This is a genomic window from Streptosporangium sp. NPDC051022 (assembly GCF_040683035.1).
Lineage (GTDB): Bacteria > Actinomycetota > Actinomycetes > Streptosporangiales > Streptosporangiaceae > Streptosporangium.
Genome location: NZ_JBFBCF010000026.1, coordinates 45,452 through 71,210, shown reverse-complemented (window position 1 = coordinate 71,210; position 25,759 = coordinate 45,452). Strand labels below are relative to the sequence as shown.

The following is a 25,759-nucleotide window of genomic DNA, read 5'->3' as shown; positions in this document are numbered from 1 at the left end:
GAGGACGCCCGCCGCCGGCCGCTCGCGGGCCACGACCGTGACCGGCGAGGCGAGGAGGCGTCCGGGGAGCGGTCACGTGGTGACCTCGTTCACGGCTGGGATCCGGGTCCCGCCCATCGTCGGCCAAATACCCCACAAAGTCAATCGGTAATACATGTTTTATGCGGAACCTTGGGCGGGGCTATTCGTTGATAGGTTCAACAAACCCGTCGATATACCCATAAACGGAGGATTGACACAGTGGAGGTCGAACAGACGGCACTTCCGGGGATAGGCCTACGGCACGAGTTCACCACGCGGTCCGGCCGGCGAGTAGGAGTCATCTCCCACCGCAGCGGCCGCCGCGACCTGGTGCTCTACGACCCAGCCGATCCCGACCGGGCGTGCGAGACCGTCAAACTGAACGACGAGGAGGCCGACGCGCTCGCCGAACTGCTCGGCGCCCCGCGCATCGTGCAGCGCCTCAACGACCTGCACCGCGAGGTCGAGGGCCTGGTCAGCCTGCAGCTGCCGATCTCACCGGGCACGCCGTACGCGGGACGGCCGATGGGCGACGCGCGCGTCCGCACCCGTACCGGCGCGTCCATCGTGGCCGTCGTCCGCGGCGGCCAGGTGTTCGCCAGCCCGGGCCCCGCCTTCGTGCTCGACGGCGGCGACGTGGTGGTCGTCGTCGGCAGCCCGGAGAGTACCTCCACCGTCTCCGACATCCTGGCCCACGGATAGGCATCGGGTGCACACAGCAATACTCTTCCTCGAACTCGGCGCCGTCCTTCTCGGACTCGGCGTCCTCGGCGCGCTCGCACTGCGCGTCGGCATCTCCCCCATTCCCCTCTATCTCCTCGCTGGTCTGGCCTTCGGCACCGGCGGCATCATTCCGCTGGCGACCAGCGAGGAGTTCATCTCAGTCGGCGCCGAACTCGGCGTCATCCTGCTACTGCTCACGCTCGGCCTGGAGTACAACGCCGACGAGCTCGTGACCAGCCTGAAGGGCAACGCCCGCGCGGGGGTCGTCGACCTGGTGCTGAACGCGGCACCGGGCGCGATCGCCGCGCTGCTGCTGGGCTGGGGCCCGGTGGCCGCGGTCGCCATGGCCGGGGTCACCTACGCCACCTCCTCGGGCATCACCGCCAAGGTCCTGTCCGACCTGGGCTGGATCGGCAACCGGGAGACCCCGGTCGTGCTGTCCCTGCTGGTCTTCGAGGACCTGACCATGGCGGTCTACCTGCCGGTCCTCACCGCCCTGCTGGCCGGGCTGAGCCTGATGGGCGGCGCGGTCACCGTGGCGATCGCGCTGGGCACGGTCAGCGTCGTGCTCCTGGTCGCGCTCCGCTACGGCCGCTTCATCGAGGCCTTCGTGGCCAGCCCCAACTCGGAGGTGCTGCTGCTGAAGGTGGTCGGGCTCGCACTGCTGGTCGCCGGAGTGGCCCAGCAGCTGCAGGTCTCGGCCGCCGTCGGCGCCTTCCTCGTCGGCATCGCACTGTCCGGGGAGCTGGCCGAGGACGCCCAGGCGCTGCTGACCCCGCTCCGCGACCTGTTCGCCGCGGTGTTCTTCGTCTTCTTCGGCCTGCAGACCGACCCCACCAAGATCGGGCCGGTCGCCGGGCTGGCCGCGCTGCTGGCCCTGGTCAGTATGATCACCAAGCTGCTCACCGGCGCCTACGCGGCCCGGCGCGCCGGGATCGCCAAGGCGGGCCGGGCGCGGGCGGGCATCGCGCTCATCCCCCGGGGCGAGTTCAACATCGTGATCGCCGGACTCGCCGTCGCAGCCGGGGTCCACCCCGACCTCGGCCCGCTGGCCGCCGCCTACGTCCTCATCCTCGCCGCGTTCGGCCCGCTGGCCGCCCGCCTGGTCCAGCCCCTCATCACCGCCATCGCCAAACGGGCCTGAACCGGGCCGCCCGGCACCGGCCAACCGTGTCCGGCGAGTGATCATCCGCCGGACACGGCCGGAGGCGTTCGGGCCGGAGAGCCCCCGCGACAGGGTGAAGGAGACCCGCTCCGCCGGGAAGGGATGGAACGAAGGACAGGGACGGCCACCGCCGTGGTATTCCTCTTCTTCCCGGTTCTTCCCGGAGCCGCCCGTGTCCCAGGACCGCCCGCGCCCCAGGACCGTCCGCGTCCCGGGGGCGCCCACGTTTCCGGGACGCCCGTGTTCTCAGGGGCACCCGTTTCGCGCCCCTCGATCCCGAGCAGGAGCATCCGATGCCGATCGTCGTTCCCGAGGACCCCTTCCACCGCAGACTGCACCACATCGCGCCCGCCGGTCTCACCTCGGAGACCGCCCAGACCGGGGGAATGCGCAGGCGCGCGGCGATCAGCGGCGCCACCGTCGGTTCCAGCCGCCTGTGGATGGGCCAGACCCACGTCGCCCCGGCCACCGTCTCGGCCAACCATCACCACGGGGAGTCCGAGACCGCCATCTACGTCGTCAGCGGCACCCCGTCGTTCGTCTTCCTCGACATCGACGCCGACGAGCCCGCCGAGGTGCGCATCGACACCAAGCCGGGCGACTACATCTTCGTGCCGCCCTACGTCCCGCACCGCGAGGAGAACCCCGATCCCGAGGTCGAGGCGATCGTGGTGATCGCCCGCAGCACCCAGGACGCGATCGTGGTCAACCTCGACGAGCTGAAGTGGACCGGCCCCGTCCTGACCTCGGGCTGAGCGTCGTCTCCCGCTCTCTCGCGTCCTCTGTGGCACTCTGTGGCAGAAATACAACAGCGCTGTTAGATTTGCCTGCCGGTGAACGCTTCGAGCGGAAGGACATCACATGGGCGGCCTCTATCCGGAGATCGAGCCGTACGACAGCGGGATGCTCGACGTCGGGGACGGCCATCTCGTCCACTGGGAGACGTGCGGCAACCCGGAGGGAAAACCCGCCCTCGTACTGCACGGCGGCCCGGGATCGGGGTGCACCCCGGGCTGGCGGCGCTACTTCGACCCGCGGGCGTACCGGATCGTCCTGTTCGACCAGCGCGGCTGCGGCAGGAGCACGCCCAGCGCGGGCGATCCGGACGCCGACCTGTCCGTCAACACCACCGGGCACCTGCTGGCCGACATCGAGCGCCTGCGGCGGCACCTGGGCGTGGACAGGTGGCTCCTCTTCGGCGGGTCGTGGGGCTCCACGCTCGGACTGGCCTACGCGCAGCGGCATCCCGAGCGGGTCTCGGAGATCGTGCTGTTCAGCGTGGTCGGCACCACCCGCCGCGAGGTCGAGTGGATGACGCGCGACATGGGCCGCGTCTTCCCCGCCGAATGGGCGCGCTTCCGCGACGGGGTACCGGCCGGCGCACGCGACGGCGACCTCGCCGCGGCCTACGCGGACCTGCTGCGCGATCCCGATCCGGCGGTGCGGGAGCGGGCCGCCCGCGACTGGTGCGCCTGGGAGGACACCCACGTCGCCACCGCCGGGGACCACCGCCCCGACCCGAGCTACGAGGACCCGGCCTTCCGCATGGTCTTCGCCCGCCTGGTCACCCACTACTGGCGGCACGCCGCGTGGCTGGAGGACGGCGCGCTCCTGCGCGACGCGGGAAAGCTCGCCGGCATCCCGGGCGTGCTGGTCCACGGCCGCCTCGACATCAGCGGACCGCCGGACTTCGCCTGGCACCTGTCACGGGCGTGGCCCGATTCGACGCTGATCCTCATCGACAAGGCGGGACACGGCACCCGTCACATCGACACGGGCGAGGCCCTCATCGCGGCCATGGACCGCTTCGCGGCCCGGCCGGCGTAATCGGTGGGATCGGTGGGATCGGTGGGATCGGTGGGTACCAGCGTGGCCGATGGGGTCGGTGAGGTCGGTGGGGCTGAATCCGGCTTCGCGCCGGACGTCCCGGCTCCGCCCCTGTCCGCATCGGCTGACATGAAACACCCGTATTTATCCGGATATTTCCGATAATCGACTGGGACAATATAGTGAATTGGTAATGCTCGCCTCGGACGAATAAGAGATGCTCTACCCGAACGCTCAACCGGAAAAGGGCCGGCCGGATCGGCTCCATCCGAAATCGGGGATCCATCAGATGGTCGAGGAGAGGATTGCCTGACGTGTCAATAGGCAGACGCAACGCGATCACACTAGGTGCGGGAGCGATCGCACTGGCCGCGACGGGCGGCGCCGCCTCGCCCGCCGCGGCCGACGACCGGGCCGTCACGGGCGCGGTTCCGTCCAACGCGGAACTGGCGCGTTCCCTGGCGGGAGGTTTCACCAGCAACCAGGCCGAGGTCAACGGGATCCGGCTGCACTACGTGGCCGGGGGCCGGGGGGAGCCGTTGATCCTGCTGCCCGGCTGGCCGGAGACGTGGTGGGAGTATCGCAAGGTCATGCCCGCGCTGGCGGCCCGCTACCGGGTGATCGCCGTCGACCTGCGCGGCATGGGCGGCTCGGACAAGCCCGCGACCGGATACGACAAGAAGACGATGGCGCAGGACATCCGCGGGCTGGTGCGCAGGCTCGGATACGACAAGGTCAACATCGCCGGGCACGACGTCGGCTCCATGATCGCCTTCAGTTTCGCCGTCAACCACCCCGATGCCGTCAAGAAGGTCGCGCTGCTGGATGTGACCCATCCGGACACGGCCTACTACGAGTTCCGCATGCTTCCCCAACCCGGCCAGCCGTTCTTTCCCTGGTGGTTCGCGTTCAACCAGGTGCACGGTCTTCCCGAGCAGCTCGTTTCCGGCCGGTCCCGATTTCTGGTCGACTGGATGTTTGATTATCTGCTGGTTAACAAAACGGCGATCGGCGACCGCGACCGGGCCGTTTACGCCCAGGCCTATTCGTATCCGGACGCCGTTCGCGGAGGCAACGGCTGGTACCAGACCTTCGGCCAGGACATCGAGGACTACAAGACCTACGGAAAGGTGACCGCCCCGATGCTCGGGCTGGCCCACGACGCCTTCTACGGGCGCATGAGCCAGGTCCTGCCCACCCAGGGGACCGACGTCCGCCTCGCCCAGGTGGACGACACCGGCCACTACTTCGTCGAGGAACAGCCCGCGGCGGTGATCAGGCACCTGACGGACTTCTTCGGCTGAGCCCCGGCCACGGCGGTGGCCCCACCGGCACGCGCGCGCCAGCGCCGGGATGGCGAGCGCGAGCCGTGAGCGGTGACGGCCGCCGCGGTGGAACGGCGGCCCCGGCAACGACTTCGCCGGTGGCTTCGGTGGCGGCTCCTGGGGGCCGCCACCGGGGTCACGGCCACCGCGCGGGCCACCGGCCCCCCTGGCTCCGCCGCCGGATCATCCGGCGGACGCCGCCCAGTGTCCGGCCAGCAGCTCGTAGGAGCGGACCCGGTCGGCGTGGTCGTGGGTGATGGTGGTCACGAGCAGTTCGTCGGCGCCGGTGACGTCACGCAGGACCCGCAGCCTCTCCGCGACGGTCCGCGGCGAGCCGACGAACTGGGTCGCCACCCGGTCGGCGACCAGGGCGCGGTCCGCCTCGGTCCATTCGTGGGCCGCGGCCTCCCCCGGCGACGGGAACGGGATCGCGCCGGCGCCGCTGCGGATGCTCCGCACCCACAGCCCGTACGGCGAGGCCAGCTCCCGCGCCGTCTCATCGTCCTCGGCCACGACCACGTCGGCGGAGACGATCAGATGGGGCGCGGACAGGGTCTCCGAGGGCTTGAACGCCTCCCGATAGGCCTCGGCCGCCTCCAGCACCGTGGCCGGGCTGACGTGGTAGTTCGCCGCGAAGGGCAGGCCGCGCTCCCCCGCCACCTGCGCGCTCTGACCGCCGCTGCTGCCCAGGATCCACAGCTCCACGTCCGCGCCCTCCCCAGGTACGGCGTGCGCCGCCAGCCCGTCCGCCGACCGGTAGGTCCCGGCGAGCAGGGCGACGATGTCGTCCACCTGGTCGGCGAAGTCGGGGCTGCGCGCGCCGGGCTGCTGCAGCAGCGAGCCGTACAGCGCGAAGAGCGGGGAGGCCGCGATCGCCGCGAAGGAGAACGGCTCGGGGATGAGCAGCCCGTCCACGATCCTGGCGGGCTTGGGCGGCGCGGGCGTCTTCGCCTCGGTCAGGAGTTCCGTCCTGCGCTGGCCGGAGCGGCCGAGACCGAGGTCGATCCGGCCCGGATACAGCGCGTCGATCAGGCCGAACTGCTCGACCGCCGCCAGTGCCGTCTGGTGGCCGAGCTGAACGGCACCGGCGCCGACCCTGATCGTGCTGGTCGCGGCGGCCACCAGGGCGATGAGCACGGCGGGCGCCGCGCTGGCCACGCCCGCGGCGAAGTGGTGCTCGGCCAGCCAGTAGCGGCGGTACCCGAACTCCTCGGCGCGCCTGGCCAGGTCCAGGGTGTTGCGCAGCGCGTCGCCGGTCGTGCCGCCCGAGAGAACGGGGGACAGGTCGAGGATGGACAGTGGGGTCGTCATGGCTGCCTTTCGTGCTGCGGGCTTCCGTGCGAGGGGAAGGGCCTGCTGGGGATTTCCTCGCGCAGCACGGGGGCGACGTCGCTCTGGAAGAGTTCGAGGCTGGCCCGGTGCTGCTTGTCCGTCAGGCCGTCGGCGTCGGCGGACAGGTGCATGACCTCGTGCCCGAGCCGTTCGTGGTAGCGGTGGATCTTGTCGACGATCTGCTGGGGACTGCCGACCAGGATCGAGCTGCGCTCGACGGCGTCCTCCAGCGTGTGGAAGACCGGGTCGACGCCGGCTCTCTTGAACAGCGCGATCCTGGCGTCGAAGATCGGCCGGTAGGTCTCGATCGCGTCCTGGGAGTTCCTGGCCGCGTAGAAGCCCGCGCTGCCGGCGCCGACGAGGGCGCCGTCGGGGTCGTGACCGTAGAACTCCCAGCGTTCCCGGTAGTGACGGACCAGTTCGGCGTAGGGCTCGACCGGGTTGGTGACGTTGGCGGAGAAGAGCGGATCGCCGTACCGCGCGGCGAGGTCGACGGACTCCTCGCTGGTCGCGCTGCCGTGCCAGACGCGGATCGGCCGCTGCAGCGGGCGCGGCCAGGTCTCGGCCTCGGTGAGGGAGGGCCGGAACCTACCGGACCAGGTCACCTTGTCCTCCCGCCACAGGCGGCGGAACAGCTCGTAGCCCTCGCGGTTGCGGTCCCACTGGTCCTCGGCCGTCACGTGGAAGAGCTGGGCCTGCGCGGCGCCGTTGCCCTTGCCGATGATCAGTTCGAGGCGGCCGTCCGAGAGGTGGTCGAGGGTGGCGTAGTCCTCGAAGGCCCTGACCGGGTCGAGCAGGCTGAGCGTGGTGACGGCGGTGAACAGCCTGATCCTGGACGTTCTGGCCGCGATGTGGCTCAGTACGACCGGCGGCGAGGAGGAGATGAAGGGACGCTCGTGCCGCTCGCCGACGCCGAAGCCGTCGAAGCCGAGTTCCTCGGCGAGAACGGCGTTGTCCACCACCTCGCGCAGGCGCGCGTGGGTGGACTTCAGCTCGCCGGTGACCGGGTTGGGGCCGTGCACGATCAGGGTGATGGCCAGGAACTTCACACGTCCTCCAGACCGAGGTGGCCTCGGAGGGTCGTCGTCTCGTACTCGGTGCGCAGAACCCCGCGTTCCTGCAGCAGCGGGACGACCTTGTCGACGAACTCGTCCAGCCCTGCGGGCGTCAGGTGCGGTACCAGGATGAAGCCGTCGGAGGCGTCGCCCTGCACGAACGTGTTGATCTCCTCGGCCACCCGTGCGGGCGAGCCGATGAAGGACTGCCTGCCGGTGACCTCGATGATCAGGTCGCGGATGCCGAGCCGCTTCTCCTCGGCCAGCGCCCGCCACCGTGCCGCCGTCTCCAGCGGGTCGTGAGTCAGGCGGGTGCGGCCCTTGGAGATGGAGTCGTCGGAGACGAGGGGGTCGATCTCCGGCAGCGGCCCCTCCGGGTCGTAGGAGGACAGGTCGCGGTTCCAGACCTGCTCCAGCAGCAGGATCGCGGTCTGCGGGCTGACCTGCTGCCTGCGGATGTGGTCGGCGTTCTCCTGGGCCTCGGCGTCGGTGTCGCCGAGCGCGAACGTGACGCCGGGAAGGATCTTCAGCGAGTCGGGCGACCTGCCGTGCGCGACGGCCCTGGCCTTGACGTCGCGGTAGAACGCCTGCCCGTCCTCCAGCCTGCCGTGCCTGGAGAAGATCGCGTCGGCGTGGGCGGCGGCGAACTCCCGGCCCTCGCCGGAGTCGCCCGCCTGGATGGTCAGCGGGTGGCCCTGGGGGCTGCGCGGTACGTTGAAACGGCCCTCGATGTCGAAGAAGGCGCCGTGGTGGGCGAACGCTCCCGCGTCCCCGGCGGAGAACGTTCCCCCGGCGGGGTCGGCGACGAGGTCCTCGGCCTTCCAGGAGTCCCACAGCTCGCGCACGGTCCGCACGAACTCCTCGGCGCGCTCGTAGCGCCGGGAGTGGTCCAGGTAGCCGCCTCTGCGGAAGTTCTCCCCGGTGAAGGCGTCGGAGGAGGTGACCACGTTCCAGCCGGCCCGGCCGCCGGACAGGTGATCGAGGGTGGCGAGCCTGCGGGCGAGGTCGTACGGCTCGTTGAAGGTGGCGTTGATCGTTCCGGCCAGCCCCAGGTGGTCGGTGACGGCCGCCAGGCCCGCGAGCACGGTGAGGGAGTCGGGACGGCCCACCACGTCGAGATCGTGGATCCTGCCGCGCTGCTCGCGCAGCCGCTGGCCGTCGGCGAGGAAGAAGAAGTCGAACCGGCCGCGTTCGGCGGTCCGCGCGAGGTGGACGAAGGAGGAGAAGTCGATCTGGCTGCCCGCGGCTGGATCGCTCCAGACCGTCTGGTTGTTCACGCCCGGGAAGTGTGCCGCGAGGATGACCTGCTTCATCGTCTGCTCCCTGCGTAGCGGCTGGTGGGGCGGGGCAGCCCGAGGTGTCCGCGGAGCGTGTCCGCCTCGTACGCGCCGCGGAAGGCGCCGCGGCGGCGCAGTTCGGGTACCAGGCCGCGGGTGATCGCCGTCAGGTCCGCCGGCAGTACGGCCGGGCGCAGCCGGTAGCCCTCGATGCCCGCTCCCCGCCAGTCGAGGAGCAGGTCGGCGAGCTGCTCCGGCGTGCCCGCGAAGATCAGGGCGTCGGAGGCGTACGCCGCCCCGTCGAGCTCGTCGAGCCGGGATCTGCGGTCGCGTGCTGCCTGGGCGGTCTCGTCCAGGAAGACGACCAGGTCGGCGAAGACCTTCGGCCGTACGCCGCCGATCTCGCGGATCTCCGCCACGATGGCGTGCGCCCGATCGGCGTCGTGCGGCGTGATGTACTCCACGTCGACGCCGCGGGCGGCGAACTCGTACGGCAGCCGCGAGTGCGCCAGCGCGGTGACCAGCGGCTGTCCCTGCGGCGGTCGCGGGACGATCGAGGGGCCCCTGACGCTGAAGTGGGGTCCTTCGAAGTCGACGTAGTGGAGCTTGTCGCGGTCGACGAAGCGGCCGGTGGCCACGTCGCGGATCACCGCGTCGTCCTCCCAGCTGTCCCAGAGGCGGCGCACCACCTCGACGACGTCCCCCGCCTCGCCGAACAGCTCGTGGTAGATGGGGTGGTCCTCCAGCGCGACGGCCTGGGCGGGGCCGAGCTCGGGGACCTCGCGGCGGCCGAAGTGGGCTGCCTCGCTGCGCCGTCCCGACAGCTGCACGCGCCATCCGGCGCGGCCGCCGCTGACGTGGTCGAGGGTGGCCAGGGCGCTGGCGATGTGGAAGGGCTCGGTGTGGGTGGTCGTGGCCGTGGGCACCAAGCCGATCCGCCGGGTCAGCGGGGCGATTCGGGATGCCAGGAGAACGGCGTCGAAGCGGCCGCGCACCTGGTCGGTGCGGCCGTCCGGGCCGTCCAGGCGCGTCGTCTGCAGGGCCAGGGTGTCCTCGATGGTGACGAAGTCGAGCAGGCCGTGCTCGGCCTCGGCCACCAGCCCGGCCCAGTAGGCGGCGGTGAACAGGTCTTTCGGGGAGGCGGCGGGATCGCGCCAGGCCGCCGGATGCCATCCTGCGCCGTCGAGGGCGACGGCGAGATGGAGATGAGCTGCCGACATGTCATGACGATAGCACCAAAACCCGTAATTCCTACATGTTTAGTTGCATATGTGGCGGAGGTTAATCCCTTTCCGAATCCCGGGCCCCGGAAGCGTCATCGGACGCCCCCTGACACCGGAATCTGGTAGGCATTCGAGGGTGACCCGTCTCCTGACACTCATCGCCGCGGCCCTTCCCCTCCTGGCCGCCACCGGCCCCGCCGCCTCGGCCGCCTCCGCTCCCGCCAGGCCGTACGTCCCGGCCGGGGTGAAGGCCGGATACGTGGTCCTCGACCGGCAGACGGGCAGGATCACCTCCCAGCGCGACGCGCACCGGAGGTTCCGGTCGGCGTCGGTGGTGAAGATCATGATCGCGATCGACTATCTGGAGTCACACCCGAGCGTTCCCCGCGACGACCTCGCCCTGCTCGGGAAGATGCTGCGGGTCAGCGACGACGACGCCGCCACCTCCTTCTGGACCCGGGGCGGCCGGGGCAGGATCGTCGAACGGACGGTGCGCAGGCTGCGGCTGACCGACACCGCTCCCCCGCCCGCCGACAAACCCGGCTTCTGGGGCTACACCTCGATCAGCGCGGCCGACATCGCGCTGACCTACCGCTACCTGCTCGACCGCGCCTCCCCCAGGGTTCGCGACCTCGTCCTGGGCCACCTGCGCAACGCCGGGCAGTGCGGCTCGGACGGCTTCGACCAGTTCTTCGGCATCCCCCGCGCGGTCCCCCGCCCGTGGGCGGTCAAGCAGGGCTGGTCGGGGTACGGCTCGACGCCCCCGGCCCGGTGCAGGCCGACGGCCGCCCCCTCCGGACCCGCCTCCGGATCCGTCCCCGACGCCCCGGAGCAGGCCGCCACTCCCCCGGCAGGCCAGGGCGTCCCCGCGCCCGCCGCCCCGGCCCGGAGCGGCTCGGCGTCCGTCGTGGCCGCGGGCCCGGTCCCCGACCTCGGCCATCCGGTGCTCCACACCACCGGGCTCGTCGGCCCGGGGGAGCGCTGGATCATGGTCCTGCTCACCGCGCACCCCTCGGGGACCACCTGGAGCCGTTCCACCGCCCAGACGACCACGCTGGCCAAGCAGGTCTATCTCAGCGGGACCTCGTGACCCCGGACTCACCGAAATGGGCGGCCGCGACCCTCTTGGGCACGGCCATCCGCCACGCGTCCTCGACGAGCTCGCGCATCTCGGGCTCGTCGACCGCGCCCAGCCACACCCGCACCCAGTTGTATCGCTCGTCCGAGGGCCGGGGCATGTGGAACCTCTCCGGCTCGGCCGCGATCAGCGCGGCCCGCTCCTCCTTGGGGAAGGCGAACCCCATCGAGGTCTCGTCGGGGGAGATCGCGGCGTAGACGATCCTGCCGACGCGGAACGTCACCCGGTCCCGGACGAGTCTCTCCTCGGTCCTGGGCAGCGCCATGGCCACGCGGCGCACGTCGTCGGCGGTGATCATGGGGGCTCCTCTCCCCGGCGCGCCGTACGGCGGGCCGGGCGCTCAGTCACGGCCGGGGGAATCGAGGGGACGGCGACCGGCGAACCCGGTGTCCGAGCGGTGGTACCAGGCCAGCTCGCGGTCTCCCTCGAGCCAGCACAGCCGTACGGAAACCCCGTCGAGCACCGCGGGGAAGTCGGCCAGCAGGGGCGCGATCCCCTTGATCTCGATGCCCTGCGTCTCGAACCAGCCGAGGATCTCGTCCAGGCGCGCCTCCAGCGCCTTCGCCTCGGGCAGGCCGCCGCGGTCGGATCTCCCGTGCTCGCGGAGGTCCTGGGCGAGCTCGGCCAGGTCGCCGCGCAGGCTCACGAACTCGTCGGCCCGCTCCAGCAGCGCGGGCAGCAGCGCCCGTGCCTCCTCGACGGTGAAGATCTTGTCCATCCTCGAACGTTAGCGTCTCGGAGGCGCCGCCCGCTCGCCGCGCGCCCGGCGGCCGGGCGGCCGGGCGGCCGGGCGGCCGGGCGGCCGGGCGGCCGGGCGGCCGGGCGGCCGGGCGGCCGGGCGGCCGGGCGGCCGGGCGGCCGGGGAAAGACGCCCCCCGCGTCCCCGCGTCTCCCGCCCTTCCGAGAACAAATGCGTCAGCTTATGCTGACAAACAGATGGTGTCAGCATAAGCTGACACCATGGCATCGGTAACCGAGCTGGCCCGGGCCGCCGACGGGGAGGACCCGGTGACCGCGCTGACCGCGGTCGCGGCCCTGCGGCGGCTGCTGGAGGAGCTTGAGGCGGCACACGTCGCCAACGCCCGGATCCGGGGGGCGTCGTGGGAGACGATCGCGGCGGCGCTGGGCGTGAAACGGCAGACGGCGCACCGGAAACACGCGCACCGGATCATCGACGACGGGAGATGAGGATGTTCACCGGATTCACCCCGGAGGCCCGGCGGGTCATGGTGCGGGCGGCCCTGCTGTCGCTCGACAACGGCCGCGCCGCCCTCGACGAGGACATGCTGCTGCTCGCTCTGGCCGAGTCGTGGCCGGTCACGGGCTTCGAGGTGACGGCGGACGCCGTTCTGGCCCAAATCGGGCCTTCTGGGAACGATCGCGAACTGCTGGCCACCCTGGGAGTCGACCTGGAGGAGATCCGCCGCCGGATGCCCGTCCGCCGCGACGACCCGGCGGCGTGGCGGCTACGCCGTTCCCGCCTGCGCCCGCTGCACGTGGTGCTCACCGGCCCCGTCGGCGACCTCCCGCTCACCGGCCGGGCGAGAAAGGCCGTCGAGGTCGCCGTGCACTGGCACGGCGCGGGACCCGAGGTGACGGAGGAGGACCTGCTGAGAGGCCTGCTGGCCGACGGCTCGAACACCTCGGTCTCGATCCTGCGCCGCCTCGGCGTCGATCTCCCCCTCCTGGCCACACGCCTGCGTTTCCTGCGCGCATCGGCCTGAGACCCCGACGTCTACCGGGCCGCGGTGACCGCAGGAAGGGTCGCGGACGACATCCCCTCCAACCACTCCCCCACCTTCGCCCCGGTCGTCGAGCCGACTCTCTCGACCGGCGTGACCGCGATGACCGCGGCGGCCCTGGCCTGGCTGGGACCGGGGTCAGGCCGGTGACATCGCCGGGTCGGGCCGGTCCTCCGACGGCCCCTCCGGCCGGTTCCCCGGCAGAGGGGTGTCCTGGAAGGCTGTCTCGTCGAACGGGATCCGCCCCGACAGCACCCCGGCCGCGCGTTCCCGGTCGAGGCCGCCGGTCCAGGCGCCGATCAGGACGGTGGCGACCGCGTTGCCCGCGAAGTTGGTCAACGCCCGCGCCTCGGACATGAAGCGGTCGATGCCGACGATCAGCCCGACGCCGTCGACCAGGTCGGGACGATGGGCCTGCAGGCCGCCCGTGAGGGTGGCCAGCCCGGCACCGGTGACCCCGGCGGCCCCCTTCGAAGCGATGATCATGAAGACGAGCAGGGAGGCCTGCTCGCCGGGTGAGAGAGGCGTGCCGGTCGCGGTGGCGACGAACAGGGTGGCCATCGTCAGATAGATGGCGGTGCCGTCGAGGTTGAAGGAGTATCCGGTCGGCACGGTGACACCGACGACGGCGCGGCTCACCCCGAGGTGCTCCATCTTGGCGATCAGCCGGGGCAGTACGGGCTCGGAGGAGGAGGTGGCCAGGACCAGCAGGATCTCCCCGCCGAGATAGCGCAGCAGTGACAGCAGGCCGACCCGGGTGACCAGCCAGAGCAATGGCCCCAGCACGGCCAGCACGAACGCCAGGCAGGTCGCGTAGAAGGCGAGCATGATGACGGCGAGGCCCTTGAGCGCCTCCACGCCGGTCTCGCCGACCACCGCGGCCAGCGCGCCGAAGGTGCCCAGGGGAGCGGTCCACATGACCATGGCGAGGATACGGAAGATCAGCCGCTGCACGTGACCGACGCCGGCCAGCAGGGGGGCGCCCCGCTCCCCCATGGCCTGCAGGGCGAATCCGGTCAGCAGGGCGACCAGCAGGGTCTGCAGCACCTGCCCCTCAGTGAACGCGGAGACCAGCGTGGCCGGGATGACGCCGAGCAGGAAGGTGACCGTGTCCTTCGCGCCTCCGGCGGCCCCGATCGCGGCGCTCCCGTGCGGCCCGCCGGCGAGGTGGAGGCCGTGCCCCGGGTCGATCAAATTGCCCACGACGAGGCCCACGGCCAGCGCGACGGTCGACATGACCAGGAAGTAGCCCAGTGCCAGGCCGCCGATTCTGCCCACCTTCGCCGCTCTGGCGACCGATCCGACACCGAGCACGATGGTGCAGAAGACGATCGGGCCGATCATCATCTTGACGAGCGCGATGAAGGCGGTGCCCAGCGGCTTGAGCGCCCGGCCGGCTCCGGGGGCGACGAGGCCGACGACGACACCGGCGATCACCGCCACAATGACGGCGACGTACAGGTAACGGGTTCGATCTCGGGACATGGGCGCTCGGCCTCCCCTGGCCTCGACGGGAAAACTCCGGTCAAGTAACCATGAGAACCCATTCGGTGACTCACCGTCACCGTTATGCGCATCTTCCGGCGGTATCCCGCCCCGGGCCCGCCGCCCCGTCCCGTGGCGCCGGAGGGTGGTCGGCCGATCCGCCCGGCCCCGGCCGGCGGGTCTTCGTACCGCGGGGCCGCGGGGACCGTGATCGGCTCAGCCCGCCCTCCGCGCCCATCGGCGTCTCATCGGCGTTCCAGAACTGGTAGGACAGAGGCAGCCCGCCCTGCGACCCGCGGGCGGAGGAGCGGATCATGGCTTTTTTCACGGTCTCATCGAGCAGGCTCGGTACGGCATGCGTCGTCGAGGTGAGCGGGGAGCTCGACTACTGTCACGCTCCCGTCCTCCGCGACGAGATGACCAAGATCTGGGAAACCGGCCCCCCGCCGACCGTGGTCATCGATGTCACGGCGCTCACGTTCTGCGACTCGACCGGGGTCTCGGAACTGGTCGCGAATCTCCGGAGGAGCAGTGCCCTGGGCAGCCGCCTGGTGCTCGTCGGGGTCCACGGCACGCTGGAGCGCATCCTGGCCATCACGGGCCTGCGTGCCGCCTTCGAGCTCTTCCCCTCCGTCGAGGAAGCCCTGCCGGAGCAGTGATCGGCGACGCGGTCAGTTGCCCTGGTCCAGCGGCACCCGGGGGGCGTCCACGATCACGTCGGAGAAGATGTCGACCACCAGGGCGACCACACCGCCGACCGCGATGACTCCGGCCCCGCCCCAGAACAGCGCCCAGTTGGGGCCGATGCACAGGGCCACGCCGCCGATGGCGAACCCGATCAGAATGATGATCACCGCAAGCCAAGACTTGGGGCTTCCTCCGTGGCTTCCAGCCATGAGCCTTTCCTGTTCTCTTCGGTCAGTGATGTGCTCCGTCCGCCGCGGCGATCACGCGGGTCAGCGACCGGTGAAGCTCCTGCAGCTCCTCCAGGTCCATACCCAGGTGTTCGACCACGGATGACGGAATCCTCTCAGCTTCGCTCCTCAGCTCCCGGCCCTCCCGGCTGAGCGTCACCGCCAGGACGCGCTCGTCCTGGCTGTCCCGCTGCCGCCGGATGTAGCCGATCGCCTCAAGACGCTTGAGGAGCGGTGACAGCGTACCGGGGTCGAGTCTCAGTAGCTTGCTCAGCTCCTTCACCGACCGCGGCGCCCGCTCCCACAGGACGAGCATCACCAGGTACTGGGGGTGGGTCAGCCCCATCGGCTGCAGCAGCGGCCGGTAGACGCCGATGACACCGCGCGCGGCGACAGCCAGGGCGAAACACACCTGCCGGTCCAGGCTCAGGGCATCGGTCATGTCACTCACAGCACCTCCCGACCGCCATAGTACGATATTTGGTACACAAACTATTGTGGCGCCAAGCAATCGGCCGGCAATAAGGAGTCCCATGTTTCACGGCAAGCCGATCGAGGAGCGGATCGCCGAACGCCAGGCCCAGCGTCCCTCGCTCCGCGAGGGCAAGTACTTCGAGCACGGGCCCGCGAAGTTCATCTTCATCTTCGTCATCGTGTTCGTCGTGATCGGTCACCTGGCGGGCCTGCTGGTGTTGATGGCCCTGGGACTGCACTGACCGGCCGCCCCCGGAGCGGGGGCGGCCCGCCGCTCTCCCGTCCCACCCCGTGCGCCCGGTCCCGCCCGGCGCTCCCGTGGCGGAGATACCCTGCCTGAACAAGGGTCTTTCACGTTCGCCGCCAACCACCCCTCATTTGAGACATGAGAGGATGATGATCCGGTTGGCCGAAACTGAACTGCCCGTCCAGACTCAGGAGGTCCGCATGTCCGACGTCACGCCGGAACCCGAGAGTTCCGAGAACTCCGACGACGAACTGAAGCGCAAGTTCCGCGAGGCGCTGGAACGCAAGAAACTCGCCCAGACGGACTCGGCCGCCGGTGGCCCCGGAAGGGGCTCCGCGAAGATCCACGGCTCCCACGGTCCGGTCGGGGGCAAGCGTTCCTTCCGCCGCAAGAGCGGCTGACCCGAGTCCGGATCCGAGCTCGGGCTCGGATCCGGACCCCGGGCGACTCCCCCGGCTCCCCCGGCGCCCCGGCATCCGGCCCCGCGGCCGGACACCATGGTGAAACGCCGGGTCCAGACCCGTAGTGTGGTATCCCCTGTTCCGGAACGGCTCCAGTCCGAAGGAGGGCGATGCCCGGAACGGGCCGGCCGCACGGATACGCGGTCATCGACGTCGAGACGACCGGCCTGCGGCCCTCGTGGAACGACCGCGTGATCGAGATCGGGATCGTCCACCTCGACCTCGCCGGTGAGGTCACCGGCGAGTGGAGCACCCTGATCAACCCCGAGCGCGACCTGGGACCGCAGCACATCCACGGCGTCACCGCGGCCGACATCCGGCACGCCCCGCTGTTCGAGGAGGTCGCGGGCAGCATCGCGGAACGGCTCGACGGACGGGTGGTCGCCGCCCACAACCTCCCCTTCGACGTCCGCTTCGTCTCCCACGAGTTCGGCCGGATGGGGGTGGAGACCCCGCTCGACCACACGGCCGGGGTCTGCACGATGGCCTGGTCCGCCGAGTTCCTGCCCGGGGCACCGAGAAACCTGGCCGACTGCTGCGCCCGGGCCGGGATCCCCCTGAACGGGCACCACGACGCCCTGGTCGACGCCCGTGCCGCCGCCGGCCTGCTCCGCCACTACCTGGACCTGGCCGGCCGCCGCCCGCCCTGGAAACCGTTACTGGAGACGACCGGCCCGCTCTCCTGGCCGGTGTTCACCGGCTCGGACGCGGCGGCGGTACGGCGGGGCGTCGCCGCCCGGCGCGACCCGCACTTCCTGGCCAGGATCGCCGACCGGCCGGGCCGGCCCCCCGGGCCGGAGCGGGCGTCCGCCTATCTGGCCCTGCTCGACCAGGCACTCCTCGACCACCACGTCTCGGCGGCCGAGGCGGACGCCCTGGTCGGGCTCGCCTCGGCACTCGGGCTCGGGCGGGCGGACGTGCTCCGGCTCCATCTCGGCTACCTCACCTGCCTGGCCGGGGCCGCTCTGGCGGACGGTCCTCTCACCGAGGACGGCAGGCACGAGCTGGATCTCGTGGCCACCCTGCTCGGCCTGTCGGCGGAGTCCACCGACGGCGCGCTGGCGGACGCGGCCACGGCCCCGCCGGACTTCCCCCGTTTCCGCCTGACGGCGGGTGACCTGGTCGTCTTCACCGGCGAGATGGACGGTTCCCGCGACGAATGGGAATGGCGTGCCCGGCAGGCGGGGTACGTCCCGCACGGTTACATCACCAAGCGGGTCCGGCTCCTGGTCGCGGCCGACCCGGACAGCCTGTCCACCAAGGCCCGCAAGGCCCGCGACTACGGCATCCCGATCGTCACCCCGGACGCCTTCGCCCGCATGCTGGACTGACGCCGCGACCGAGGCCGGGCGCCGGGCCCGCTAGGGTGCTCGTGTGCGTGATCTCGGTGAAGACCCCCGGCCGGCCCGCGGCGCGGTCCGGGAGGTCCACGATGTGGGCCGCTCGGCCTCCCTCGACTACTCCCCCGACCTGGACGGGCTCGCCGACCCCGGTGAGATCGTCTGGGCCTGGGTCCCCTACGAGGAGGACCCGGCCAGGGGCAAGGACCGGCCGCTGCTGGTCGTCGGCAGGCACCGGCGCAGGCTCCTGGCGATGATGCTGTCCAGCCACGGCCACGACGACGATCCGAGCGAGTGGCTGGAGCTCGGCCCGGGCCGCTGGGACCGGGAGAACCGGGTTTCCTACCTGCGCCTGGACCGCGTCTTCGAGCTCGACGAGGACGACATCAGGCGTGAGGGGGCGGTCCTGGACCCCGAACGTTTCGCCCGCGTCGCCGCCACCCTGAGCAGGGTCCACGGCTGGGCCGTCGGCGGCTAGCGTGCCGTGACCGGGGCGTTCACCCGGGCGTTCACCGGGTCGGGCACCAGCAGCCCGCCCGAGCGGGTGACCGCTCTCGCCTCCAGGCAGCGGGCCAGGTCCCGCGCCCACCGGTGATAGCGGTCGTCGGCGGTGAAGTCGGCCATGTCGAGAGGGAACCGGCCCTCTCCCGGCAGACCGTGGCACGGCACCGAGCCCAGCTGCCAGCGGACGCGGTGGACCGCGGTCGCGGCCTTGACGGCGAGTGAGAACGACTCCGGGTCGCCCGTGACCTTCCAGTAGCGGATCAGGAAGGAGCCGATCCCCGACGATCCGCTGCACCAGTGGGGCCTGCGGGGGCGCAGCGTCCGCGGTCGGCCGGCGCGGCTCTCGACGCCGCCGGAAGAAATATCGCGGGGACCTTTCGGGGGAACGGCATTCCGCCGCGACGCCACGGCGGCCGATATCCCCTTCCGCCCACCGCCTCCGCGTCAATTCGATCACCCTGTCGGCGGCGCGCGGAGATCCGCCCCTCAGCGCGGCGGAGTGCCGCGCGACGGGCGAAACCGGGAGGGACTCCCGCTCCGGATCCGGAACCCGCGAAAACACATTACGCGTGGAACGGACCGCGGAAAATCACTCGTTCGGCGGAGAAATCCCGGGGCCGGTGAAAGGCCGGCGCGCGCCGGCCACGGAAGCCCACCCCACTGAAATGACATATCCCAATATGCAGAAACATATGGCACTAAAAGTGCAACAAATAGAAATGCGGTGAACCACCGTTCGGCAGCACCGCGTCTCGGCCGGCGATCCCGGCGGCGGCGCCCGGGAGCGCGTGCTCGAACCGGGGCCGGTTCATCTCGGCCCGCGCCTCGCGGAGGGCGCGAGAGGCGGCCGCGGGCGCGCCACCGGGCCGCCGCGGAACCGCCCGGCGGTCGACTCCTCCTCAGGATGATCGACAGTGGCGATAGATAATAAGGTTTACGGCCTATGTCGAGGAACATCAGGCTTAGTGATCGTAAGCCGTTTTTGTGGCTTCTTGCCGCCAGTATCTCAGCCACGCTCGTGGTGGGGGGCGGCGCCGTGCTGACCGGTCACCCGGTGCCCGACCCCGACGAGCCCGTACCGCCCGCCCCTCCCGCCACCGGACTTCCCGAAGCCCTCGCGACGCCGACCCCGCCGCCCGTGCCGACCGGACCGCCGCGGGAGACGGGAGAGCAGACCGGACGGCAGCGGACGTTCCTCCTCGCCAACGGACGGCGGCAGCCGCAGAGGGTCTCGGTGCCCACCTCGGCCAGTGGTGCCTACGCCGTCGTCGCGGGCGAGGCGGCGCCACCCCTCGACCGCAGGAGCGGCAAGGTGATCCGCTATCTCGTCGAGGTCGAGCGCGGGCTGCCGTTCGACGGGCGCGCGTTCGCCGACGAGGTGCACCGGACCCTCAACGACCGGCGCAGCTGGGGTTTCCGGTTCCAGCGGGTGAGCCGGGGGCCGGTGAAGATCAGGGTCTCGCTGTCCAGCCCGGCGCTGACCGACCAGCGCTGCAGGCCGCTGGTCACCTTCGGCGCGCTGTCGTGCTGGAACCACGGACGCGCGGTCATCAACGCCAAACGGTGGAACGCGGGCGTCCGGGGGTACGGCCGCGACGTCGCCTCCTACCGCGAGTACGTCATCAACCACGAGGTCGGCCACGGGCTCGGCCACGGCCACGAGCAGTGCCCCGGGCGCGGCAGGCGCGCCCCGGTCATGCTCCAGCAGACCAAGTCGCTGTACGGCTGCCGCCCCAACCCCTGGCCCTCGCCCAGGCGCTGAGGCTCAGCCGGCCGCGGCGAACCGCTTGGCGCAGTAGGCCCGCAGCTCGCCGACCAGGTCGCGGACGACGGCGGAGCTCAGCATCTCGGAGGTGATGACGTAACCGACGTGCCGCATCGGCGGGTCGGCGTCGAGCGCCTCCATCGCGACCTTGGGCGGCGTGTCGGCGAGGGTGAGCCGCGGGACGATCGCGGCGCCCAGGCCGTAGCCGACCATCGAGACCACGACCCCGTCGTCCTCGACCTGGATGTCGCCCGGCGGGATCCACGCCTGGCGGGCCAGCCAGAGCCTGGTCTCCGCCGAGCAGTTCTCGTGCCAGTCGATCATCGGCAGGCTGCGCGGCTCGGGGTGCCCGGCCGGATAGGCCAGCACGTACGGCTCGGCGAACAGGTCCCGTTCGACCAGGCCGCCCACCCTGGAGGGAAGCGTGGCGATGCCCAGGTCGGCCCTGCCGTCGAGCACCTCCCCCGCGATGCCCCTGCCGACCTCCTGCACGATCCGGACGTCCACCGTGACCTTCGGGTGACGCCGGGCGAAGCGCGCGAGCACGGTGGGCAGCAGGTGGAAGGCCGCGCTGCGGAACGCGGCGACCCGGATGGGCCCCGTGGTCTCCCCGGCGGAGGCGGCGTGCGTCTCGGCCTTCATGACGTCCATGAGGCGCAGGATGCGCCGGGCGTGCCCGACCGCCGCGGCTCCGGCGGCCGTCGGCTGGGCCCCGTTGCGGCCGCGCCGGAACAGCACCGTTCCGATCTTGCGCTCGGCGGCGCGGACGGCGTGGGAGACCGCCGACTGGGTGAGACCGAGTTCCGTCGCGGCGGCGGAGAACCCTCGCTCGCGCTCGACGGCGACCAGGACGCGTAGCTCACTCGCCGTCAGATCCTCGTTGGTCACCCTGCAGACGTTATATGAACGCTCTTCATGGGAGGCGCCGTCCCATGAACTCCGTCTTCTGGTTCTCTGTCGTGGCGCTTTCTACGCTGACCGGCACGACCAACCAACCCGACAATCCAGGGGCTGTTCATGCGTGCCATCCAGATCACCCGTCTCGGCGGCCCGGAAACGCTGACCGAGGTCGAACTGCCCGACCCGGTGCCAGGTCCGGACGAGGTCCTCGTCGACGTCGAGGCCGCCGGGGTGAACTTCGCCGACGCCGAGCGGGTGGCGGGGACCTACCTCTCCCCCGACCTGCCGTTCGTCCCCGGCAGCGAGGTCGCGGGGCGGACCGAGGACGGCCGGCGGATCATGGGCCTGGCCAGAAGCGCCTACGCCTCCAAGGCCCTGGTCAAGGCGGACGACGTCGTCGAGCTGCCGGAGGACATCGGCGCGGGCGAGGCGCTGGCGCTGCTGGTCCAGGGCCTGACCGCCTGGCACCTGCTGGGCACGGCGGCGCGGCTGCGGCGCGGCGAGAGCGTCGTGGTGAACTCGGCCGCGGGCGGCGTCGGGCACCTCGCGGTCCAGCTGGCCAGGGAGCTGGGAGCGAGCAGGGTGATCGCCACGGCGTCCAGCCGGGAGAAGCTCGACCTGGCCCTGAGCCTGGGCGCGGACGCGGCCGTCGACGGCTCGGCGGAGGGCTACGCCGAGCGGGTGATCGAGGCCAACCTGGGCAACCGCGCCGACGTGGTGCTGGACGCGGTCGGCGGCGCGGTGTTCGACGCCGCGCTCGGTGCGGTGGCCGAGTTCGGCCGCCTGATCAGCTACGGCACCGCCTCTCACCGGGACCCGAGCCCGGTCGACGTGGGACGCCTGCTGGAGTCCAACGTCTCCGTGGCCGGGTTCTGGATCCGGCCCCTCCTCGCACGGCCCGGCGGCTACAAGGCTCAGCTGAGCGAGCTGCTCGAGCTCACCGCCGCGGGCCGGATCCGGCCGATCGCCGGGAAGGAGTACGCGCTGTCGGACGCCGCGACCGCGCTGGAGGACGTGCTGGCCCGCCGTACCACGGGCAAGGTCGTCCTGCGTCCCTGAGCGGAGGGCGGCCGGGCTCCCGTCGGAGGGGCTCGGGGCTCTCCCGGCGGAGGGGCCGGGGACGCGCCCGTACGTCCCCGGCCCCCCGGCCGTCCCGGCTAACGTACGGCGTGCGCCACCGTGACGTGCGGCGTGCGCGCCCGAGGAGAGGAGACCACATGACGGCCGACGGTGACTACGGCGTTCCCGGTTCGCTGGCGAGGGTGCTCGCCGACGTGGCCGGGGAACGGGTCGCCCAGGACACCATGTGGGGAATCCAGGACATCGGCGACGGCACCGGCCCGGAGCGCGCCGCCGACGCCGACCGGGCCAAGGAGGAGGTCGGGACCGCGTTCCGGGAGGGCCGCCTCACCTGGCGGCACATCCTGCTGGAGGAGGTGCTGGAGGCCTTCGCCGAAGACGAGCCGGAGGCCCTGCGCACCGAGCTGATTCAGGTCGCGGCCGTCGCCGTCAAATGGGTTCAGGCGCTCGATCGGCGCGGCGGGACGCCGTCCCCGAGGGACACGGCAGACACAACAGACACGACAGGAACAAGTTCGCGCACGGCATAGAAGCCCAGGAAGGACACCATAAGCCGCGATTTCTCCCCCCTCTTCCGGCCCCCGGATCGCCGGTGAATCCCCGGTCGTCCGCGGAACACGGCTCCCCTCCGGCTCGCCCCCATCTCGCCGTAAAGCGGGTACCGGGCCGCAGGAGGTGTAGACCACTTCCCCTAAAGTGGGCTCAGGCACGCACGCCGAGGGGCCACCGAGGGGTAGGGATAATTCGATGCTGCACGAAAGACTCTCGTCGATCTACGAGAACGTACTGCGACGCAACCCGGGTGAGATCGAGTTCCACCAGGCCGTCCGCGAGGTGCTGGAGAGCATCGGGCCGGTGCTGGGCAAGCATCCGGAGTACGCCGAGTCGAAGATCATCGAGCGGATCTGCGAGCCGGAGCGGCAGATCATCTTTCGTGTCCCGTGGGAGGACGACCGCGGCGAGGTGCACATCAACCGGGGCTTCCGGGTCGAGTTCAACAGCGCGCTCGGCCCCTACAAGGGCGGCCTGCGTTTCCACCCGTCGGTCTATCTCGGCATCGTCAAGTTCCTCGGCTTCGAGCAGATCTTCAAGAACAGCCTGACCGGCCTGCCGATCGGCGGCGGCAAGGGCGGCTCCGACTTCGACCCGAAGGGGCGCTCCGAGCGCGAGGTCATGCGGTTCTGCCAGAGCTTCATGACCGAGCTCTACCGTCACATCGGCGAGTACACCGACGTCCCCGCCGGTGACATCGGGGTCGGGCAGCGCGAGGTCGGCTACCTGTTCGGCCAGTACAAGCGCGTCACCAACCGCTACGAGTCCGGAGTGATCACCGGCAAGGGGCTCAGCTACGGCGGCGCGCAGGTGCGCACCGAGGCGACCGGGTACGGCTGCGCGTTCTTCGTCGACGAGATGCTCAAGGCGCGCGGCACGTCGTTCGACGGCAGGCGCGTGGTGGTGTCCGGGTCGGGCAACGTCGCCGTCTACACGATCGAGAAGGTGCAGCAGCTCGGCGGGACCGTGATCGCCTGCTCCGACTCCTCCGGCTACGTCGTCGACGACAAGGGCATCGACCTCGACCTGCTCAAGCAGGTCAAGCAGGTCGAGCGCCGCCGGGTGGACGTCTACGCCGAGCGCCGCGGCAGGAACGCCACCTTCGTGCCCGGCCAGAGCGTCTGGGAGGTGCCGTGCGAGGTGGCGATGCCCTCCGCCACCCAGAACGAGATCACCGGCCGCGACGCCGAGCTGCTCGTCCGCAACGGCTGCCTGGCGATCGGCGAGGGCGCGAACATGCCCACGACCCCGGAGGGAATCCGGATCTTCGAGGAGGCGGGCGTGGCCTTCGGGCCCGGCAAGGCCGCCAACGCGGGCGGGGTGGCGACCAGCGCGCTGGAGATGCAGCAGAACGCCAGCCGCGACTCGTGGACCTTCGAGTTCTCCGAGAACCGCCTGCAGCAGATCATGCGCGACATCCACGGCCGCTGCCTGCGGACCGCCGAGGAGTACGGCATGCCGGGCAACTACGTGGCGGGCGCCAACATCGACGGGTTCAAGCGGGTCGCCGACGCGATGCTCGCGCTCGGCCTGATCTGACCGGCCCCCGGCGGACGCCGGGCCCCGTCCCGGAGACGCCGGGCCGGGGCCCGCGCCGGAAGGCACGTGAGGAGGCGGGACCGTGTCCCTGAGAGCCACCCTGCTGGTGATCTACACCCCCGCCCTGGAGGCCTGCCGTGCCTTCTACGGCTCCCTGGGCCTGGAGTTCCGGCTGGAGCAGCACGGAACGGGCCCCCGGCACTACGCCGCCGTGCTCGGCGACGGGACCGTGTTCGAGATCTACCCGTCGTCCGCGCGGCGGACGACGGGCGCCCTGCGCCTGGGGCTGGCCGTGGAGCCCGGCCTCGTCCTGGACGGCACCGCGCTGACCCCGGGCCGTCACCTGTTCCACGACCCCGACGGCCGCACGGTCGAGGTCCACGTCCCTCCGTCCTGACCCTCTCACGGGAGTTCCTCCCCCGCCCCATCGTCCGGGAGGTCGAACACCTTGGCCGAGTCGACGTCGAAGAACTCGCCCCGGTAGTTCGTGTACCGCCCTTCGAACAGCTCCATGATGATCTCGATGGCCTCGCGGAACATCTCATGCCGGGTGTTGACCGGGGGCCAGCCGTGCCCGATCACGTGCTCGTTGAGGTTCTCCCCCGCGCCCAGCCCCAGCGTGAAGCGCCCCTGCGTCAGGGTCCCTGACGTGGCGGCCCTCTACCCGTCTTCTCCGGGAACTCGCCGTAAAGGGGGGCATCTGGGCGTTCTTTGCCGTACGGCGGGCCTGTGGCCCGGTGGACGCGGCCGTACCGGGAAGCGCTCCGTCGAATAGCATGTGGTCGCATTCGTACGGTGTGCCGCGAGGCGGGAAAGGCGGAACGGGCCTCCATGTTCGACGACAAGACTCAGGAGACCCTCAGGCGCCTGCTCGACCTCGCCGAGCACCCCTCGACCCCGCAGCCGGAACGGGCCCTGGCCGTCGCGAGGATCCGGGCGCTCATCATGGTGCCGGAGGGGGACGCCCGGCGCGCGCCGGTCACCCCGGCCATGGACGCCGACATCCTCAAGAAGATCAGGCCGCTGACCCGCGGTGTCGACGAGGACACGGTGAACGAGGTCCACGGCGACCTCCACGCCTTCGGCACCCGCTATCGCGTGATCGGCGAGGTCGCCGACGAGATGGCCCGTCTGCTCGACCGCTGGAGCGGCGTCGTCCCCGAGAAGCGGCACCGGCACGAGGAGCCCGTGCGGATCGCCGCAGCCAAGCTCGCCTACCTCCTGGAACGCCGCGACCTGTTCCGCAGGCCCAGATGGAGCGGCCGCTCGCGAGTCAGGTAGGCCGCCCGTCCCGCCCGGAGCGGGCCGGGGCACGACAGAACGGCAGAACCGCCGGGGCGGGCCTGCCGGGAGTCAACCTGGAAGGAACTGACGGGTCACCGATCCGGGCGGGTGAGGAGGGACCCGCGGCTCACGCGGCGGCCTTCCGGTGCGGATAGACGTGCTCCAACTCGTGGTCCGACGGAAGGACGCACCGGCGGTCGTCCTCGGTGTGGGGGCAGCGGGGCGCGTCGGTCCGGCGAGGGAGCGGCTCCCGCTCCTCGTCCTCGAGTCCACCGTCTGCGGCTGGCTGGTGGGTCATGAACGCGCGTCCTCCTGTGGCGGCCTCAACGGAACGCTCCAAGCGATGCCCGGCGAACGGTGCCCGGCGCGGGGTGACCGCCGTGGCC

Annotated in this window: 32 protein-coding genes and 1 pseudogene; 20 read left to right on the top strand and 13 right to left on the bottom strand. The window is 71.3% G+C overall.

Translation table 11 applies throughout. The features are described from left to right. The first annotated feature begins 240 nt into the window (after positions 1-240). The 5 genes from AB0N02_RS33425 (at position 241) to AB0N02_RS33405 (ending at position 5,040) form a co-directional block, all read left to right on the top strand. A complete protein-coding gene (locus AB0N02_RS33425) occupies positions 241-723 on the top strand; it encodes a cation:proton antiporter regulatory subunit (protein WP_363954570.1) in 483 nt (160 codons plus the stop codon). Positions 724-730: 7 nt separating this feature from the next. After that, positions 731-1,888: a cation:proton antiporter gene (locus tag AB0N02_RS33420; RefSeq protein ID WP_363954567.1), complete on the top strand. Its 1,158-nt coding sequence runs from the start codon at positions 731-733 to the stop codon at positions 1,886-1,888. A gap of 314 nt (positions 1,889-2,202) precedes the next feature. Beyond that, on the top strand, positions 2,203-2,664 hold the full coding sequence (locus AB0N02_RS33415; RefSeq protein WP_363954564.1) for a cupin domain-containing protein: 462 nt from the start codon (positions 2,203-2,205) through the stop codon (positions 2,662-2,664). Positions 2,665-2,770: 106 nt separating this feature from the next. Beyond that, positions 2,771-3,736 carry a prolyl aminopeptidase gene (pip, locus tag AB0N02_RS33410; protein WP_363954561.1) on the top strand — a complete coding sequence of 322 codons (966 nt, stop codon included), beginning with the start codon at positions 2,771-2,773 and terminating at the stop codon, positions 3,734-3,736. A 314-nt stretch (positions 3,737-4,050) separates the two neighbouring features. Beyond that, positions 4,051-5,040, top strand: coding sequence for an alpha/beta hydrolase (locus AB0N02_RS33405; protein ID WP_363954559.1), 990 nt, complete (start codon positions 4,051-4,053; stop codon positions 5,038-5,040). Between the two features lie 204 nt (positions 5,041-5,244). Here the strand turns inward: AB0N02_RS33405 and AB0N02_RS33400 are convergent, their stop codons facing one another. From AB0N02_RS33400 to AB0N02_RS33385, 4 genes are read right to left on the bottom strand one after another with little or no spacing between them, the layout of a single operon-like run. Then, positions 5,245-6,372: an MsnO8 family LLM class oxidoreductase gene (locus AB0N02_RS33400; protein WP_363954557.1), complete on the bottom strand. Its 1,128-nt coding sequence runs from the start codon at positions 6,370-6,372 to the stop codon at positions 5,245-5,247. Then, a complete protein-coding gene (locus AB0N02_RS33395; RefSeq protein ID WP_363954556.1) occupies positions 6,369-7,442 on the bottom strand; it encodes an LLM class flavin-dependent oxidoreductase in 1,074 nt (357 codons plus the stop codon). The genes AB0N02_RS33400 and AB0N02_RS33395 overlap by 4 nt, the downstream gene beginning before the upstream one ends. Next, positions 7,439-8,761 (bottom strand): NtaA/DmoA family FMN-dependent monooxygenase, encoded by a 1,323-nt coding sequence (locus AB0N02_RS33390; RefSeq protein ID WP_363954554.1) that lies wholly within the window; start codon positions 8,759-8,761, stop codon positions 7,439-7,441. The genes AB0N02_RS33395 and AB0N02_RS33390 overlap by 4 nt, the downstream gene beginning before the upstream one ends. Further along, entirely contained in the window at positions 8,758-9,945 is a 1,188-nt protein-coding gene (locus AB0N02_RS33385) for an LLM class flavin-dependent oxidoreductase (protein ID WP_363954552.1), read from the bottom strand. Before AB0N02_RS33385 ends, AB0N02_RS33390 begins: the two co-directional genes overlap by 4 nt. Before the next feature lie 139 nt (positions 9,946-10,084). Here AB0N02_RS33385 and AB0N02_RS33380 point away from each other — a divergent pair, with 139 nt between their 5' ends. Then, complete coding sequence (locus tag AB0N02_RS33380) at positions 10,085-11,038, top strand: hypothetical protein (protein ID WP_363954550.1); 954 nt, start codon at positions 10,085-10,087, stop codon at positions 11,036-11,038. On the opposite strand, the gene AB0N02_RS33375 is transcribed toward AB0N02_RS33380, so the two are convergent. Both AB0N02_RS33375 and AB0N02_RS33370 read right to left on the bottom strand, forming a co-directional pair. Next, positions 11,022-11,384 (bottom strand): MmcQ/YjbR family DNA-binding protein, encoded by a 363-nt coding sequence (locus tag AB0N02_RS33375; protein ID WP_363954548.1) that lies wholly within the window; start codon positions 11,382-11,384, stop codon positions 11,022-11,024. The two genes, AB0N02_RS33380 and AB0N02_RS33375, sit on opposite strands and share 17 nt — an antisense overlap. Before the next feature lie 42 nt (positions 11,385-11,426). Next, a complete protein-coding gene (locus AB0N02_RS33370) occupies positions 11,427-11,804 on the bottom strand; it encodes a DUF2203 domain-containing protein (RefSeq protein ID WP_363954546.1) in 378 nt (125 codons plus the stop codon). Between the two features lie 242 nt (positions 11,805-12,046). Between AB0N02_RS33370 and AB0N02_RS33365 the strand changes: the two genes are divergently transcribed. From AB0N02_RS33365 to AB0N02_RS33355, 3 genes are read left to right on the top strand one after another with little or no spacing between them, the layout of a single operon-like run. Next, positions 12,047-12,274: a helix-turn-helix domain-containing protein gene (locus AB0N02_RS33365; RefSeq protein WP_363954544.1), complete on the top strand. Its 228-nt coding sequence runs from the start codon at positions 12,047-12,049 to the stop codon at positions 12,272-12,274. A 2-nt stretch (positions 12,275-12,276) separates the two neighbouring features. Beyond that, on the top strand, positions 12,277-12,810 hold the full coding sequence (locus AB0N02_RS33360) for a Clp protease N-terminal domain-containing protein (RefSeq protein ID WP_363954542.1): 534 nt from the start codon (positions 12,277-12,279) through the stop codon (positions 12,808-12,810). A 24-nt stretch (positions 12,811-12,834) separates the two neighbouring features. After that, positions 12,835-12,978, top strand: coding sequence for a hypothetical protein (locus AB0N02_RS33355; RefSeq protein WP_363954540.1), 144 nt, complete (start codon positions 12,835-12,837; stop codon positions 12,976-12,978). Here the strand turns inward: AB0N02_RS33355 and AB0N02_RS33350 are convergent. After that, a complete protein-coding gene (locus tag AB0N02_RS33350) occupies positions 12,967-14,313 on the bottom strand; it encodes a cation:dicarboxylase symporter family transporter (protein WP_363954538.1) in 1,347 nt (448 codons plus the stop codon). The genes AB0N02_RS33355 and AB0N02_RS33350 overlap by 12 nt on opposite strands. 314 nt (positions 14,314-14,627) lie before the next feature. Here AB0N02_RS33350 and AB0N02_RS33345 point away from each other — a divergent pair, with 314 nt between their 5' ends. Continuing rightward, a complete protein-coding gene (locus AB0N02_RS33345) occupies positions 14,628-14,972 on the top strand; it encodes an anti-sigma factor antagonist (protein ID WP_363954536.1) in 345 nt (114 codons plus the stop codon). A gap of 12 nt (positions 14,973-14,984) precedes the next feature. On the opposite strand, the gene AB0N02_RS33340 is transcribed toward AB0N02_RS33345, so the two are convergent. Further along, positions 14,985-15,209 (bottom strand): HGxxPAAW family protein, encoded by a 225-nt coding sequence (locus AB0N02_RS33340; protein WP_363954534.1) that lies wholly within the window; start codon positions 15,207-15,209, stop codon positions 14,985-14,987. Between the two features lie 22 nt (positions 15,210-15,231). Then, entirely contained in the window at positions 15,232-15,669 is a 438-nt protein-coding gene (locus AB0N02_RS33335; protein WP_363954532.1) for a MarR family transcriptional regulator, read from the bottom strand. 91 nt (positions 15,670-15,760) lie between these two features. Between AB0N02_RS33335 and AB0N02_RS33330 the strand changes: the two genes are divergently transcribed. From AB0N02_RS33330 to AB0N02_RS33315, 4 genes are all read left to right on the top strand, one after another. Next, on the top strand, positions 15,761-15,943 hold the full coding sequence (locus AB0N02_RS33330; protein ID WP_363954530.1) for a hypothetical protein: 183 nt from the start codon (positions 15,761-15,763) through the stop codon (positions 15,941-15,943). A gap of 205 nt (positions 15,944-16,148) precedes the next feature. Then, complete coding sequence (locus tag AB0N02_RS33325; RefSeq protein WP_363954528.1) at positions 16,149-16,349, top strand: DUF5302 domain-containing protein; 201 nt, start codon at positions 16,149-16,151, stop codon at positions 16,347-16,349. Positions 16,350-16,519: 170 nt separating this feature from the next. Then, positions 16,520-17,740, top strand: a complete 1,221-nt coding sequence (locus tag AB0N02_RS33320; protein WP_363954527.1) for an exonuclease domain-containing protein — start codon at positions 16,520-16,522, stop codon at positions 17,738-17,740. 43 nt (positions 17,741-17,783) lie between these two features. Beyond that, positions 17,784-18,227: a type II toxin-antitoxin system PemK/MazF family toxin gene (locus AB0N02_RS33315; RefSeq protein WP_363954525.1), complete on the top strand. Its 444-nt coding sequence runs from the start codon at positions 17,784-17,786 to the stop codon at positions 18,225-18,227. Here AB0N02_RS33315 and AB0N02_RS33310 read toward each other — a convergent pair. Then, positions 18,224-18,661, bottom strand: a complete 438-nt coding sequence (locus AB0N02_RS33310) for a lanthionine synthetase LanC family protein (RefSeq protein ID WP_363954523.1) — start codon at positions 18,659-18,661, stop codon at positions 18,224-18,226. The two genes, AB0N02_RS33315 and AB0N02_RS33310, sit on opposite strands and share 4 nt — an antisense overlap. Before the next feature lie 628 nt (positions 18,662-19,289). Between AB0N02_RS33310 and AB0N02_RS33305 the strand changes: the two genes are divergently transcribed. After that, a complete protein-coding gene (locus tag AB0N02_RS33305; RefSeq protein ID WP_363954521.1) occupies positions 19,290-20,015 on the top strand; it encodes a DUF3152 domain-containing protein in 726 nt (241 codons plus the stop codon). Between the two features lie 3 nt (positions 20,016-20,018). Here the strand turns inward: AB0N02_RS33305 and AB0N02_RS33300 are convergent, their stop codons facing one another. Continuing rightward, positions 20,019-20,906 carry a LysR family transcriptional regulator gene (locus AB0N02_RS33300; RefSeq protein WP_363954519.1) on the bottom strand — a complete coding sequence of 296 codons (888 nt, stop codon included), beginning with the start codon at positions 20,904-20,906 and terminating at the stop codon, positions 20,019-20,021. A 129-nt stretch (positions 20,907-21,035) separates the two neighbouring features. Between AB0N02_RS33300 and AB0N02_RS33295 the strand changes: the two genes are divergently transcribed. The 4 genes from AB0N02_RS33295 to AB0N02_RS33280 all read left to right on the top strand — a co-directional run bounded on the left by AB0N02_RS33295 (position 21,036) and on the right by AB0N02_RS33280 (position 24,486). Beyond that, positions 21,036-21,977, top strand: a complete 942-nt coding sequence (locus tag AB0N02_RS33295; protein ID WP_363954517.1) for an NADPH:quinone oxidoreductase family protein — start codon at positions 21,036-21,038, stop codon at positions 21,975-21,977. Positions 21,978-22,135: 158 nt separating this feature from the next. Then, positions 22,136-22,528: a hypothetical protein gene (locus tag AB0N02_RS33290; protein ID WP_363954515.1), complete on the top strand. Its 393-nt coding sequence runs from the start codon at positions 22,136-22,138 to the stop codon at positions 22,526-22,528. Positions 22,529-22,745: 217 nt separating this feature from the next. After that, positions 22,746-24,089: an NADP-specific glutamate dehydrogenase gene (gene gdhA, locus AB0N02_RS33285; protein WP_363954513.1), complete on the top strand. Its 1,344-nt coding sequence runs from the start codon at positions 22,746-22,748 to the stop codon at positions 24,087-24,089. An 88-nt stretch (positions 24,090-24,177) separates the two neighbouring features. Continuing rightward, positions 24,178-24,486, top strand: a complete 309-nt coding sequence (locus AB0N02_RS33280; protein ID WP_363954740.1) for a hypothetical protein — start codon at positions 24,178-24,180, stop codon at positions 24,484-24,486. 5 nt (positions 24,487-24,491) lie between these two features. On the opposite strand, the pseudogene AB0N02_RS33275 reads toward AB0N02_RS33280, so the two are convergent. Continuing rightward, positions 24,492-24,734, bottom strand: a pseudogene (locus AB0N02_RS33275) (LLM class flavin-dependent oxidoreductase); the annotation flags it as partial. A 186-nt stretch (positions 24,735-24,920) separates the two neighbouring features. Here AB0N02_RS33275 and AB0N02_RS33270 point away from each other — a divergent pair. Then, positions 24,921-25,370, top strand: coding sequence for a hypothetical protein (locus AB0N02_RS33270; RefSeq protein WP_363954511.1), 450 nt, complete (start codon positions 24,921-24,923; stop codon positions 25,368-25,370). A 130-nt stretch (positions 25,371-25,500) separates the two neighbouring features. Here AB0N02_RS33270 and AB0N02_RS33265 read toward each other — a convergent pair whose 3' ends face one another. Then, on the bottom strand, positions 25,501-25,671 hold the full coding sequence (locus AB0N02_RS33265) for a hypothetical protein (RefSeq protein WP_363954509.1): 171 nt from the start codon (positions 25,669-25,671) through the stop codon (positions 25,501-25,503). Positions 25,672-25,759: the final 88 nt, after the last annotated feature.